General features: G+C 62.4%; 13 protein-coding genes. 9 read left to right on the plus strand and 4 right to left on the minus strand.

The window, feature by feature from the left end:
• Positions 1 to 110 precede the first annotated feature (110 nt).
• Both QRN33_RS03195 and QRN33_RS03200 read left to right on the plus strand, forming a co-directional pair.
• Positions 111 to 1,457 carry a type VI secretion system Vgr family protein gene (locus QRN33_RS03195; RefSeq protein WP_285406942.1) on the plus strand — a complete coding sequence of 449 codons (1,347 nt, stop codon included), beginning with the start codon at positions 111 to 113 and terminating at the stop codon, positions 1,455 to 1,457.
• Positions 1,454 to 2,245, plus strand: a complete 792-nt coding sequence (locus QRN33_RS03200) for a DUF4123 domain-containing protein (RefSeq protein ID WP_285406944.1) — start codon at positions 1,454 to 1,456, stop codon at positions 2,243 to 2,245. The genes QRN33_RS03195 and QRN33_RS03200 overlap by 4 nt, the downstream gene beginning before the upstream one ends.
• A 9-nt stretch (positions 2,246 to 2,254) precedes the next feature.
• Here QRN33_RS03200 and QRN33_RS03205 read toward each other — a convergent pair whose 3' ends face one another.
• Together QRN33_RS03205 and QRN33_RS03210 are read right to left on the minus strand one after the other, a co-directional pair.
• Positions 2,255 to 3,604 (minus strand): MATE family efflux transporter, encoded by a 1,350-nt coding sequence (locus QRN33_RS03205; RefSeq protein ID WP_285406949.1) that lies wholly within the window; start codon positions 3,602 to 3,604, stop codon positions 2,255 to 2,257.
• A gap of 148 nt (positions 3,605 to 3,752) precedes the next feature.
• The gene (locus QRN33_RS03210; RefSeq protein ID WP_039757018.1) at positions 3,753 to 4,046 is read right to left on the minus strand and encodes a hypothetical protein; all 294 of its coding nucleotides are present in this window, start codon (positions 4,044 to 4,046) and stop codon (positions 3,753 to 3,755) included.
• Positions 4,047 to 4,281: 235 nt separating this feature from the next.
• On the opposite strand from QRN33_RS03210, the gene QRN33_RS03215 reads away from it, so the two are divergent.
• The 5 genes from QRN33_RS03215 to QRN33_RS03235 all read left to right on the plus strand — a co-directional run bounded on the left by QRN33_RS03215 (position 4,282) and on the right by QRN33_RS03235 (position 8,763).
• On the plus strand, positions 4,282 to 4,584 hold the full coding sequence (locus tag QRN33_RS03215; RefSeq protein WP_227973605.1) for a MazG-like family protein: 303 nt from the start codon (positions 4,282 to 4,284) through the stop codon (positions 4,582 to 4,584).
• The gene (locus QRN33_RS03220) at positions 4,584 to 5,333 is read left to right on the plus strand and encodes a methyltransferase (protein ID WP_042608894.1); all 750 of its coding nucleotides are present in this window, start codon (positions 4,584 to 4,586) and stop codon (positions 5,331 to 5,333) included. Before QRN33_RS03215 ends, QRN33_RS03220 begins: the two co-directional genes overlap by 1 nt.
• A 12-nt stretch (positions 5,334 to 5,345) precedes the next feature.
• Positions 5,346 to 5,957, plus strand: a complete 612-nt coding sequence (locus QRN33_RS03225) for a DUF4136 domain-containing protein (RefSeq protein ID WP_285406955.1) — start codon at positions 5,346 to 5,348, stop codon at positions 5,955 to 5,957.
• A 41-nt stretch (positions 5,958 to 5,998) separates the two neighbouring features.
• The gene (locus tag QRN33_RS03230) at positions 5,999 to 6,556 is read left to right on the plus strand and encodes a DUF4136 domain-containing protein (protein WP_042608892.1); all 558 of its coding nucleotides are present in this window, start codon (positions 5,999 to 6,001) and stop codon (positions 6,554 to 6,556) included.
• 209 nt (positions 6,557 to 6,765) lie between these two features.
• On the plus strand, positions 6,766 to 8,763 hold the full coding sequence (locus tag QRN33_RS03235; protein ID WP_285406960.1) for a pilus assembly protein TadG-related protein: 1,998 nt from the start codon (positions 6,766 to 6,768) through the stop codon (positions 8,761 to 8,763).
• Here the strand turns inward: QRN33_RS03235 and QRN33_RS03240 are convergent.
• Positions 8,748 to 11,510 (minus strand): PAS domain-containing sensor histidine kinase, encoded by a 2,763-nt coding sequence (locus QRN33_RS03240; protein WP_285406963.1) that lies wholly within the window; start codon positions 11,508 to 11,510, stop codon positions 8,748 to 8,750. The genes QRN33_RS03235 and QRN33_RS03240 overlap by 16 nt on opposite strands.
• The gene (locus QRN33_RS03245) at positions 11,507 to 11,953 is read right to left on the minus strand and encodes a TadE/TadG family type IV pilus assembly protein (RefSeq protein ID WP_042608889.1); all 447 of its coding nucleotides are present in this window, start codon (positions 11,951 to 11,953) and stop codon (positions 11,507 to 11,509) included. The genes QRN33_RS03240 and QRN33_RS03245 overlap by 4 nt, the downstream gene beginning before the upstream one ends.
• A gap of 75 nt (positions 11,954 to 12,028) precedes the next feature.
• Here QRN33_RS03245 and QRN33_RS03250 point away from each other — a divergent pair, with 75 nt between their 5' ends.
• Positions 12,029 to 12,499 carry an A24 family peptidase gene (locus tag QRN33_RS03250; protein ID WP_227973610.1) on the plus strand — a complete coding sequence of 157 codons (471 nt, stop codon included), beginning with the start codon at positions 12,029 to 12,031 and terminating at the stop codon, positions 12,497 to 12,499.
• A 106-nt stretch (positions 12,500 to 12,605) separates the two neighbouring features.
• Entirely contained in the window at positions 12,606 to 13,385 is a 780-nt protein-coding gene (locus tag QRN33_RS03255) for a response regulator (RefSeq protein WP_409212596.1), read from the plus strand.
• Positions 13,386 to 13,477: the final 92 nt, after the last annotated feature.

Consider the following 13,477-nt stretch of genomic DNA (forward strand, 5'->3'; position numbering starts at 1 on the left):
CTTCTGGTCTGCTTTTCGCGTAGGTCATTTCCTAAGTTGTACTTCGCCTCTCTACTCGGCCATGCCTCTCGGCGAGAATCCCCGGCCGCCCCTCCTGTAGAGATCCGCCCATGTTCGATCCAGTCAACGAGCCGTCGTTTCGTCTCGATGTAGCGGGCCTGTCCGACCCCTTCGAAGTTCTCGCCTTTACCGGAAGGGAAGCGCTCAGCGAACCCTTCGCCTTCGAGATCGATGTGGTAATCGACGATCCGCATCTGGATCTCGCCGGCCTGCTGCACCGTTCGGCCTACCTGTGTTTCGGCCCGCCCGGCCAAGGCGTGCACGGACAGTTGCACAGCCTTGTCCAGCATGAGCACAGCCATGGTCTGCGCTTGAGCCGAGTGCGCCTGGGGCCGAGGCTCGATTGCCTCGACCTGCGCTTGAGCCAGCGCATTTTCAGCGGCCGTTCTGTGCCGCAGATCATCGAACAGGTGCTGCGCGAACATGGCATCGTCGGCCTGCAACGGCGTTTCGACCTGCACAGCGACTACCCGGCCCGCACCTTCTGCACCCAGTACCGCGAATCCGATCTGCAACTGCTCCAGCGCTTGTGCGCACAGGCACGCATTCACTATCACTTCGAGCATCACCGCGACCGGCATTGCCTGGTGTTCGGCGACGATCCGACGCGGTTGCCACAGGCCGATGTCGCGCACTATCAGGCTGAGCATGACCACCGGGGCGTCGCGCCAGCCGTCCGCCAATGGCGACTGCAAGACGATTCTGAGGCCAACCAGCGAGGACCCTATGCCGAAGGACACAGCGATTTGCCCGCCCTGCGCAGCGGTCAGTGGCTGCCGCTGGACGACCATCCTTTCATCGAATGCAATCGCCCCTGGTTGCTGACCCGTATCGAGCACCGCGCCGATCAGTCTCTCGAACCGGCCTACAGCAATCGCCTGTTCGCGGCCGCGCGGGTGCCAGTCTCTGCGGCCGCCGCGATGCCTCCCAAACAACGCATGCACAGCCTGCAGCGCGCCTGGGTAGTCTCGGTCGACGAAGCGCAACCTGATCGCTCGCGGCCCGTCGCGGTGCAATTCGACTGGCTCTATCAGGGCGAGGGCGCAGCGCCGAGCCATTGCTGGCTGCCCCTCGCGCCAACCCTGAGCGATTTGCCTTCGGCAGCGTTGGCCGATGGCGTGGAGGTGGTGGTGAGTTTTCTTGAAGGCGATCCCGATCAGCCGATGGTCACTGGCGTTCTTCAGCCCTCAGTGCTGCCAGAGGATGCGGTTGAGGACGATGCTCCGTCACCGCTGCCGGAACTGCTGGTCAGTGATGGATTGCAGCAATTGCTACAGTCCGGCGAGCCGTTGCTGCTGCTGTGTCTGCTGCCGGGTGGGGGGAGTTTCAACCATTGCGCTGAATCCGTATGCAGCTGCCGGTTGCTCACTGCGCTCGACCAGAGCAGCGCAAGATGAGCGGCGCGGCGCTTGAGCCTGTGGCGCACTGGCTGTTGCTCGATACTCCGGACGCGTCACGTGCCCTGCGAACTTTGCGCCAGGGGTTTGCCGAGGTGCAACGTCACCGATTGTTTGACGGCACTGAGTTTCAACCGGTCAGTGAGCATGGCCCGGTCCTCGTCGATTTGCGCAACAGCCCGGGATTGACGGCGTTATGTCTGCACGATCCGGACACCTGGCGCGGCCTGCTGCTGAGCTGCGAAATACCCGCGCAGCAGTTGCTGAGCCATTTGCAGCGCATGCTCACGGTTTCGTTCGGTCTGAATCATCGGGCCTTGCTCAGCTATTACAACCGTCAGACCGCGAGCTATTTCTTCGACGCCTGCGACGCCGCGCAACTGAGTCGCTGGCTCGGGCCGATCCGCTACCTGCGCTGGTTTGGCGGTACGTGGGCCGACCGCGCCATCGGCAGTCAGGGCTGGCAGCAATTGCGTAATCCCGGTCTGCTCGTCGAACCGTTGGGCATCGAGGAAAGTCTGACCCGGCGCCAGCGTGAACGCCTGCAAACTTGCCTTTTGGAGCAGCATATCTGGCGCTGGTGCCAGTCCCTGAGCGCCGATTACCAGACGATCTCTGTACATGTGCAACAAGGACTGGCGCTGGGTTTCAGCGATCGTGCCGTGCTCGACGGCTGGCTGTGGTTGCGTCTGCTGCATCCACGCGCCGCGCTGGTTGCGCCGCCGGCGGGGCTGACGCAGCAGGAGCGGCTCGATCATCTGCGTCGTCAGTGGGGCGCGGCGGGCTGACTGTTTTCCTCAGTGAGCCTTGCCGCTGAACCAGCCATCGCTGCGTTTCAGCCACAGGGCTTGCGCGCCAAGGGTCACGCTGCGCAAGACCATGAACAGCAGGAAAGATATCCACAGGCCGTGATTGCCCAGCTCCTGCAAGAACCAGGCGAAGGGCAGCAACAGCAGCACCGTCAACAGCATGCCGTTGCGCATTTCCCGGGCGCGGGTGGCGCCGATGAACAGCCCGTCGAGCAGGTAACTCCAGACCGCTATCAACGGCAGCACGGCGAGGTAGGGCAGGTAGACGAAAGCAGTGTCGCGCACGCTCTGGATATCGGTCTGCATTTCGATGAACAGGTGTCCGGCGAGCAGAAACAGCGCAGCGAAGCCGAGACTGGCGATCAGTGACCAGCCGCCGGCCACCACCAGCGAACGGCGCAGTGCCAGTCGATCCCGCGCGCCGATGGCATGGCCGCACAAGGCTTCGACGGCGTGGGCCAGACCGTCCAGGGCATGAGCCGTCAGCAGCAGGCCGTTGAGCAACAGCGCATTCGCCGCCACCGTCGCATCGCCGAGCCGCGCGCCTTGCACGGTGATCAGGAAAAACACCGATTGCAGGGCGAGGCTGCGGATGAAGATGTCACGGTTGACCGCCAGCAGCGGGCGCCAGCTCTGCCAGACTTTCAGCGCCGACCAGATGATCTGCCCCGGATAGGCGCGCAACGCCGTGCGCGTCAGCCACAGGCCGAGCAGGGCGCCGCTCCATTCGGCGATCACCGAAGCGCGGGCGGAGCCGACCACGCCCCAGTCCAGACCGATGACAAACCACAGATTGAGAACGATGTTGATCAGGTTGGTGCTCAGCAGAATCGCCAACGGCGCCCGCGCGTTCTGCGTGCCGAGGAACCAGCCGACCAGCGCGTACGTTGCCAGCGCTGCGGGCAGGCCGAACAGGCGCGTGTGGAAAAACTCCCGGGTCAGTAGCTCCAGTTCCGCCGATGGCTGCATGAAGTGCAGCGCAACGCCGCTGAGCGGCACACCAAGACAGCCGAGCACGATCGCCAGCCCCATCGCCAGCAACAGACCCTGCAGGAGAATCTGCCGCAACGCCGCGCCATCGCTGCGCCCGGCAGCCTGTGCGGCAAAACCGGTGGTGCCCATGCGCAGAAATCCCATCGCCCAGGCCAGAAACGTGTACAGGCTGGCGCCGACCGCCACCGCGCCCAACTGATGGGCATGCGGCAGATGGCCAATGACAGTGCTGTCGACCAGCGCCACCAGCGGCACGGAAATATTGGAGAGGATCATCGGCGCGGCGAGCGCCCAGACCTTGCGGTGAGTCGGGCGGTCGCGCCAGTCGGTAATCAGAGAGGACATGCAGGCTCCTTGGGGGAGCGGGGATTGTAGCGATTAACGCAATTTACTGTAGGAGTGAGCCTGCTCGCGATAGCGCCCGTTCAGTCACACAAGCTTCGAATGACATACCGCGATCGCGAGCAGGCTCACTCCTACAGGGGGCGGTGGGTTAATGGATGATCCAGCTCAACAACCACAACCCCAGCAGCAACCAGATGATCCCGGCAATGATCGACGCGTTCATGAACGCCCGAATCGCCGACCACAAGAGCATCAGGCCAACGATCAGCGCGATGATGCTGATGATCGAGGTGTCCATCCCCAGCGTCTGCGCCAGGCCATCGACAAAATTGCCGCCAGCGTTGCTGAGCATGTTGAACAGACCGCTAAGGCCATCGACGATGAAGCGGATGACCGAACCGAGTGCCTGGCCGAGCCATTCGAAAAAGCTTTCTACACGCATGTCTGCATCCCTGATGAAAGAGCTGAGCCTTGGGCCACGCCGAGGGCGGCCGAGTTCCCTGCAACTATAGAGCGTTTGCACGTCCTGTAGGAGTGAGCCTGCTCGCGATGACGCCGTCACATTCGACATCATCGTCGACTGACATCCCCCTATCGCGAGCAGGCTCACTCCTACAGGTTTTGCGCTTGCCTTAAGCACCTATCCCCCCGAAGCTATGCGTCTTCAGGAGAGCCCGATGAACCTTGTTGAACTGACCGAACGCCTGCACGCCATTCGCGACCGCAATGACTGGCGGCAATTTCACAGCCCGAAAAACCTCGCCATGGCCGCCAGCGTGGAAATGGCCGAGCTGGTGGAAATCTTCCAGTGGCTGACAGAAGACCAGTCGCGCCAGTTGCCGGCGGACACACTCGCCCATGCCGGGCAGGAAGTCGGCGATATCGTCCTGTATCTGTTGCTGCTGTGCAGCGAGCTGGGCCTGGACATGAATGAAGTGGTGCGCGCCAAGCTCGCCGACAGCGAACGGCGGTTCAACTGATGAGCGACCGTCATTTCGATCAGTTGGCCACGCGCTTCGCCGAAAAAATCTACGGCGGCGCCAAAGGCGCGATTCGTCTCGCCGTGTTGCAGGCCGACCTGAGCGAGGCTTTGCCGGATCGTCCGCTGCGGGTGCTCGATATCGGCGGGGGCTTGGGGCACATGTCGCTGTGGCTGGCCGAGCGCGGCCATGACGTCACCTTCACCGAGCCGGCCGAACCGATGCTCGAAGGTGCGCGCCAGCGGTTTGCCGAAGCCGGACAAAGCGCGACGTTCATTCAGGCGCCGTGGCAGGCACTCCCCGGTCAGCTCACCGAACCCTATGATCTGGTGATCTGCCACGCCGTGCTGGAATGGCTCGCCGAACCCCATGCGATCCTGCCGGTGCTGCACCAGTTGACCAAGCCCGGCGGCTGGCTGTCGCTGGCGTTCTACAACCGTGATGCACTGATTTATCGCAATCTGCTCAAAGGCCATTTCAAGAAGATGCGCAAGAACGTCATGGCCGGCGAAAAGCAGAGCCTGACGCCGCAACAGCCTCTCGACCCACGGGAATTGGCGACGCAACTCGCCGGAATGTGGCAGGTCGAAAGTCAGAGCGGCGTACGGGTATTTCACGATTACATGCCGGTGGAATTCCAGGCCCGCGCCGAACTGGCGGATTTGCTGGAAATGGAACTCGCGCACCGTCGTCACCCAGGCTTCGCCGGGCTTGGGCGTTACTTGCACTGGATCTGCCGGCCGATCTGATCGGAGCGCGACATGAAAGCTCAATGCGGGTTATTGCTGATGTGTCTGGGGTTGGCCGCCTGTCAGGGCAGCAACCCCTACGTGGCGCAGTCGCGGCCATTGCCGCCAGCGCCGCCGCAAGCCGCCATTACTTTCGACCGTAGCGCCTACCCGGCGCCGCCGCGTGATTACGGGCGCTACCGCAACTGGGCCTGGCTCAACGGCCAGTTGCCACCGGGCACGGCGTGGGCCGACTCGGCGCAGGTGGCCGAGGCGGTCAGCAACGCCCTCGACCAGCGAGGCTTGCGGCCGATGCGCGACAACCGCCCGGCCGACCTGCTGGTCAGCGCCGATCTGCATCTGGAAACCCGATTGCGACAGGTCCGCGACGATTACGGCTACTACGGCGGTTACGGCGGCTATGATCGGTATGGTCGCGGTTACGGCATGTACAACTCCGTTCCGATCGTGCGCACTTATCAGGAGCAGGTCGTGGTGGTGCGGGTCGATCTGTTCGATGCCGGCAATGGTCAACCGGTGTGGAGCGCCAGCGCCGAAACCGGCACCCAGGGCAATCAGATCGAACGCGCCGATGCGATTCGCGAGGCTGTGGAAAAAGCCATGGCGGCGTATCCTCCCAGCTGACTTCGTGTCAGCAGGTTCATGTCTTCACCCGGAGAAACATCATGTTCCGCCGTCTCGCTCTACTCGCTTTTGCCGCGCTGCTCAGCGCCTGCGCTGCCAACCAGGTCAATCACGACTTCGATGCCAGCCGCGACTTCGCCGCGTATCGCAGCTGGAGCTGGAAAGATCCGGCCCTGCAATATCGTCCCGATGACCCGCGCATCAAGAGTGACCTGACCGAACAGCGCATCCGCCAGGCGGTGTCCGATCAGCTCGATCAGCGCGGTTTGCGCCCGGCTGCTGGCGGCGGCAAAGGTGATCTGAATGTGCAGACCTACCTGATCGTCGAGGATCGGCAGCAGCAGGTGACGACCAATTACGGTGGCGGTTGGGGCGGTCCGTGGAACGGCTACTGGGGCGCGCCGATGTACAACGAAACGCGCAACATCACCTACAAGGTCGCGACCATTCAGATCGACCTGCTCGACGGCAAGGACGGCAAACTGGTGTGGCGCGGCAGCGATGAACAAATGCTCAGCAGCCGCCCGAATCCGGCCGATCGCAGCAATGCCATTCGCGAGACCGTCGCAAGGATTCTGGCCAACTATCCACCGCGTTGATTATTTCCTGAAACCGGCACAGCCCTGTAGGAGTGAGCCTGCTCGCGATAGCGGTATGTCTGGTTCCTGGCCGGTGACTGACACACCGCTATCGCGAGCAGGCTCACTCCTACAGGGGACGTGGCGCCAGCACTCTCGACCGACCGCGTCTACACTCTTTTTCATTAACGGAGGTAGCGCTCGGCACTGCGCCGGCACAGGAGTGCGCCATGTCGCGAGGATCGCAATGCAACGGCCCGGCCCGGCAACGCGGGGCGATCGGTTTGATGGCCGCCGCCACCCTTAGTCTGGCGCTGGTGATGATGTTGCTGGTGGTCGACAGCGGTCGCCTGTACATGGAACAGCGCAAACTGCAGCGGGTGGTGGATACCGCCGCCCTCGAAGCGGTCAGTCGCAACGGTAATTGCCTGCCCGGGCTGACGGCCGCCAGTTACGCCGGGCAAAGTGCGCTGCGCAATGGTTACGTGGTGGACGCCGCCAATACACTCGCGACCACCTGCGGCACGCTGGCCACCGCTGCCAGCGGTTTGCGCAGTTTCACCGTCGATGCCACACAAGCGGCTGCGGTGAAAGTCACCGCTAGCCGAACGGTCACCAGCAGTTTTGCCGGCGGTGTGCAGGCGCTGTTCAGCGCCACGCCGGTCAGCCTCAACACCACACTCAATGCTTCCGCAGTTGCCGCGAAACCGCAGCCGACCGTCGCCCAACTCAATATCCGCAGCACCCTCGCCAGCATCGACACGGCGCAGTCGAACATCCTCAATCCGCTGTTTTCCGGGCTGCTCGGCGGCAACGTCAACCTGACGGCAGTGGGCTGGGACGGTTTGCTGCACACCGACATCAACCTGCTCAAATACCTCGATCAACTGGCGATCAACCTCAACGTCGGTGCCGGCAACTACACGCAGTTGCTCAACACCCAAGCGACCGTGACACAGTTGATTCAGGCAGCGGCGACGGTGGTGCAACTCAACGGCGCGACCGCGCAAGTGGTCACCGCGCTGGGGCAGTTGCAGGTCGCCGCGATCAACGCGGCGCCGGTCAGACTCGGCGAGATCCTGCAACTGCAGACCGGCACCACGGCAGCGGGACTGGATGCCAATCTGCAGTTGCTGCAACTGGTGCAGGGCGTGGTGCAACTGGCTAACAGCAAGAGCGCGGTGGCGGCGACCTTGCCGGTCAATGTGCTGGGGCTGGCCGGTGTCACGGTGCGGGTGAAGGTGATCGAGCCGCCGCAGTTCTCGGCGATTGGCGACCCGGCGCGGGCCAAGGCCGACCCGCTGGGACCGGAGCGGATTTATGTGCGTACTGCGCAGGTTCGCACGCTGTTGTCGGTGAATTTGCCGGTGCTGAACGGCGTGACCGGGTTGACCAATGCAGTCCTCGGCCTGGTCGGTACGTTGACGCCGACACTCAATGCTTTGCTGAGCCTGAACCTGGTGGACACGCTCAACTCAGTGCTCTGCCTGTTGGGCGCCGGTTGCCAACAGCTCGATCCAAAACTGCTGCCCTCGCCGCAAATCGATATCGCCCTGGATGCCGGCGGTGCGAAAAGCTATGTCAGCGATTATCGTTGCCCGACCGGCGACACCGGCAGCAAAAGCCTGACCGCCACCACCACGACCTCTCTGGCCGATCTCAAGCTCGGCAAGATCGATTCCGTCGCAGCGTTCTCTTCAGTCGCCGAACCAACGGTGGCGCCGTTGCCGCTGGTCGATCTCGGCATCATCACCTGCCACAGGATTCTCGGCATCGGCAGTTGCGATGCCGCCTCCCACGTCCAGTACGGCGCTGGCGGCATCGCCCTCAAACTCGACACCAGCGTCGCGCAAACCACGCAGAACCTGCTGTTCTCCAGTACCACGCCCTTCGCCACCCCGGCCAATCTCAAACTGCCGCCGAGTCTGCTGCCCGCCGCGCCGACCAGCAACATCGTCGGCAGCCTGGCGAACACCCTGTCCGGGATCAACCTGATCGTCTACAAACCCGTCGGCAGCAATCCGCTGGGCGCCATTGTCACGGGCGTCGCCTCGTTGATCAGCGATGTCACCAACCGCTTGTTGCCGGTGGTCACCGGGTTGATCAGCCCCTTGCTCGACCCGTTGCTGAACAATCTGCTCAAAGGCCTGGGCATCAATCTGATGAACACCGAGGTGGGCGCCAACATGACCTGCGGGCAGACCGGCAAGGCTTATCTGGTGATCTGATCGTCCGTGGCAATCGGCAGTTCGATGCAGAACCGCGCGCCTTCTGCCGAGTTGCGCACGCTCAATTGGCCGCCCATGTTGGCGATGATGCCGTAGCTCACCGACAAGCCCAGGCCTGTGCCGACGCCGATCGGTTTGGTGGTGAAAAACGGCTCGAAGATCCGCTCCAGCAAACGCGGATCGATGCCGCCGCCGTTGTCCTCGACCCACAAGCGCACGCTTTCTTCGTCACGCTCGGCGTAGATCGAAATCCATGGCTTGAACGCTGAGTCGCTGTCGCGTTTGCCGAGCAGCGCGTCGCGGGCGTTGACCATCAGGTTGATCAGCACCTGTTCCAGCTGATCGACGTAGCCGCGCACCTGCGCCTCGAAACCGGTCTCGCTGATGCGCAGGTCGACACCTTTACCGCGCATGCCCTCGGCCAGCAGTGACAGCGTGCCCTCGATCGCTTGCGCCGGATTAAACAATTGCTGCTCGATTTCCGAGCGCCGACCGAAGACGCGCATGTGGTCGACCACTTTCGCCGCGCGTTGCACCTGGGCGTCAATGCGGTTGAGTTTGTCGGTCAGGTAATCGACCTGAACATCACCGTTGCCGAGGCGCTTGAGCACGTTGACGATGGCCATGCGCATCACGTTCAGCGGTTGATTGATCTCGTGGGCGAGGCCGGTGGCCATTTCGCCGAGGGTGGCCATTTTCGCGCTTTGCGTAAGTTGCTGTTGTGAGCGGCGCACCTCGGTGTTGTCGCGGCCCACGGCTTGCACTTCAATCAACTGGCCGTGCTCGTCGAACACGCCGCGATCCGACCAGACCCACCAGGCGTGTTCGCGTCCGGGCAATTGCAGGCTGATTTCGGCGGTGCTCACCGGTTGTTCCGGGGTCAGTTGGCTCAGGCGCTGCACAAAAGCGCCGCGCTGTTCCTCGGACATCCAGCCGCCCAGATCAACCCCGGGCAGTTGTTCCGGGGTGCATTCCAGATAAGTCGCCAACGGCCGGTTGCCAAAAGTCAGCGTCAGGTCAGGCCGATAACGGCAGATCATCGCCGGCGAGTCCTCGACCAGAATCCGGTAGCGTTCTTCGCTCTGGCGGACTTGCTCGGCGGCAAGCGTCGCGTCAGTGACATCCAGCCACAGGCCCACTGCCTCGACCGGCAGACCGAGATCGTTGCGCAGCAATTTTGCTTCATCGAGCAGCCAGTGATAGTCGCCACGGCTGTCACGCAGGCGATAACGCGCACGCACCGAGCCTTCGCGCAGCAACTGGCGGTTGCGCTGGAAATACAGTTCGCGGTCGTCGGGATGCACGCGCTCGACCAGCGCTGCCGCGTCGCAGTCTTCCAGTGTCCAGCCGAGCAAGGGTTGCAGGCTGGCGCTGAAAAACGCCGGGATCAGCGCGCCTTCTTCATAACGCTGCACGTAGATCACCGCCGGCGAACTGGCGATCAGATTATCCAGCCGCGCATGGGCGGCAGCGGCGCGCTGTTGTTGATTCTGGATATCGCTGATATCGAGCATGAACCCGACCAGACGCCGATGCTCACCCGTGCCGCTGACCTGACCCTGAATCCGGTACCACGTCTCGCTTGCGCCGACATCCGCGCGGTGCAGGCGCACGCTCAGGGTCAGCGCTTCTCCTTGCAGTTGAAGGGCGTGCAAACGGCTGCGCAACTCGTCGCGGTCGGCGGGATGGAACAGCCGCAGCCAGTCTTCCACCGCCAGCGTGCGGTCGCTGAGGCCCAGTGCCGAGGCCAGTGACGGCGCCAGTGCAATCTGCCCGTCGGCACTGATTTCCCACCAGCCGGTACCGAGCAGGTGTTGCAGGGAATCGAGCCGCTCCATGGATTGCACATGGCGCTGCTCGCGCAAGCGGCTGAGCAACGGCCCGGCCAGTGCGCCGGCCAGGGACAGCCAGTCGCGATCGGTCAGCCATGGTGCCACGTTGTCGACCGTGTAAAACCCGCAAAGCAGCCACGCGACCACGCCTTGATCATTGCTGTAGGGCACGGCGAAACCGTTGGCATTGCCGAAGGTGGCCTGCAATCGCGAGTGCTCATACCGGCCCTGCTGGCCCGCGAGGCGTTGCGGCGCGCTGCCGTTGAGACTGTCCAGCGGCGTGCCCAATGGCTGACCGTCCTCCCACAATTGTGGAGCGTCATGGCCACGAAACTGTTGATGAATCTGCCAGCCCTGGGCTTGTTCATCGAGCAGTGCCACGGCCAGGCAGGGGATGTGCCAGCGCTGGGCGATGGCCTGCAATTGTTCGCCGAGCACCGTTGGCAAACGCGTGAGGCTGCAGGTGCGCAGATGATCGCTGACCTGCGCGGCAAGGGTCTGGCAGGCGTCGCGATCACGCGATTGCTGGCGTTCAAGCAGCAGGTCGGCGATGTCGAGCAGTTGCAGCAGCCAGCCGTCACCCAATGGTTGCACCCACCCGCGCAAGTGCAGCGGCTGATCATTCAGGCCGAGAAAGTCGAGATCGAGCAATTGCCCGTGCCAGTCCCGCGGCTGACCTTCGATGGTCAGCAGGCTATGCGGCAGCAGATAGGCGCTGAGCGGCAACGGTTGGTCGTTGAGTTTGTGCTGGGCGAGCAAATGTCGCAGCGGGCCGGCGATCTGCAACACCTCGCCGTCGCCATTCAAATACAGATGCAGCCCGGTGGGCGGTGCGCCGAGGCGGTCCGGCAGCTCAAGGACAGCGCTGGGCGTACGCTTGAGCAAACGCCCGAAGAGCTTATCGCCGGCAGTCAAAATTGCAGGCTCGAGCGGGCGGTCAGGTGCGTGGGCAGATTGGGCACCGTGCCAATGCCCGGCAGCACCAGAAACGGCATGATCTGATTGAGCTTGCTCACCGGGTAATTGACGCTGACGGTCAGGGTCCCGGTACCCGTGTCGTACGCTGAGCTGGTGTCGACCCCGACCACCAGATTCAGGGCCGAGGGCAGCCATTGCAGTTGTTGGGTCAGCGCGGCATTGGCGGTGTTGACCACCACCGTCGAATAGTTCGGCGTGGTCGGGTCCACCGCGACACTGCGGCGTACGGCTTCGGCGGTGGCCTGGTTGAACGATTGCATCATCACGAAGGGCAAGCCGTAGCTGACCAACCCATAAAACACCGCGAAAAAGATGATGAACACCAAGGCGAATTCGATCGCCACCGCACCTTTTTGCGACCTGCGGAAGCCGTTTTTCATGCGTGCGTCTACCCTGACAGTCACTGCGTAGTATCAGCATAGAATCATTCAGCCAAAACGGACGGCTTTTAGCGGATGCAGATTTCTCTGGTTCTGATCTGGCTGGCGATCTGCGCTGCGCAGGATGTCCGGCAACGGCGAATTTCCAACGTACTGACGTTGGGTGTGGGCGCGCTGGCGCTGGTCTGGTTGCTGGCGACCGGCAGCACCTGGCTGGGCGCTGACGCGGGGCAGGGCGGCTGGGCGTGTCTGATCGCTTTGCTGCTGACATTGCCTGGTTATTTCCTGGGCCGCATGGGAGCCGGCGATGTGAAATTAATGACAGCCCTGGGTCTTGCGACGAACGGCATCTTTGTTCTCGGCGCGTTTATTGGCGCGGGCGTGGCCAGCGTGTTGTGGCTGCTGCTCGCGCCAAAAGTCTGGCCTCTTATGGGTCAAGGGCTTACGGAGCTTTTGCGCCATCTGGCCCCTGATAAGTCAAAAAAGCTGCCATTTGCGCCGTTCGTGTGGGTAGGCGCAGTGCTTTCGTGGTACTGGATCACCTGATTGCGGGGTGCCACTAGTCCTATGTACATAGTCGGAAAGTGGGTCTACTTTCAATTCAGGCGAATACGCCACCAAAGTGCAGGAATCGTCAGCGTTGGCCCGAGCAATGGAGTGGTTCGTGAACAAGCCTAATGCGGTAAAAATCCTCGTGGTCGATGATCAGCCGCTGATCGTCGAAGAACTGTGTGAGTTTCTTGAGAGCAGTGGCTACCGTTGCGTGCCGTGCGATTCTAGTCTTGAAGCCATCGAGCTGTTCAGGGCGGATCCGGACATCGGTCTGGTGCTGAGCGATTTGCACATGCCGGACATGGATGGCATCGAGTTGATCCAGGCGTTGCAACGTCTGGCCGGCAAGCAGCGGGTATTCGAGGCGATAATGCTCACCGGGCGCGCCGACAAGCAGGATGTGATCAAGGCGCTGCGCGCGGGGATTGCCGATTACTATCAGAAGCCGATTGAACTGGCTGAGTTGCTCGAAGGCGTACAGCGTCAGGAGCTGGCTTTGCAGGAGCGGCAGAAGAATCTGCATCTGGGGCATCTGAATCAGAAGTTGCAGTTTTTGTCCGAGTCGATTGATGACCTTTATCAGGATCTGGACAAGGTGCGGCGCTCGCCCGCGCCGGTGGTGAGTGAGGGTGAGCCTGAGTCTGCCGAGATGCCAGCGGTGTTCAGTCAGTTGTCGCCGCGGCAGTTGGATGTGGCGCGGTTGGTGGGCAAGGGGCAGACCAATTATCAGATTGCCTGTGAGTTGGGGATTACCGAGAACACGGTGAAGCTGTATGTGTCGCAGGTGTTGCGTTTGACGCATATGCATAATCGGACGCAGTTGGCTTTGGCGCTTTCGCCTGGCAGTTCGGCGGGGCGGCAGCGGGTTACGGCTCATTAATCGGTGAATATCCGTTGCTGCGGTAACGGCTTCTTAGGGTTTCGCCCTTACGGCGAGTCCCTTTTGGCAAACGCCCCAAAAGGAACCAAAAG

The sequence above is a fragment of the Pseudomonas sp. FR229a genome (assembly GCF_030209115.1).
Classification (GTDB): Bacteria; Pseudomonadota; Gammaproteobacteria; order Pseudomonadales; family Pseudomonadaceae; genus Aquipseudomonas; species Aquipseudomonas moraviensis_A.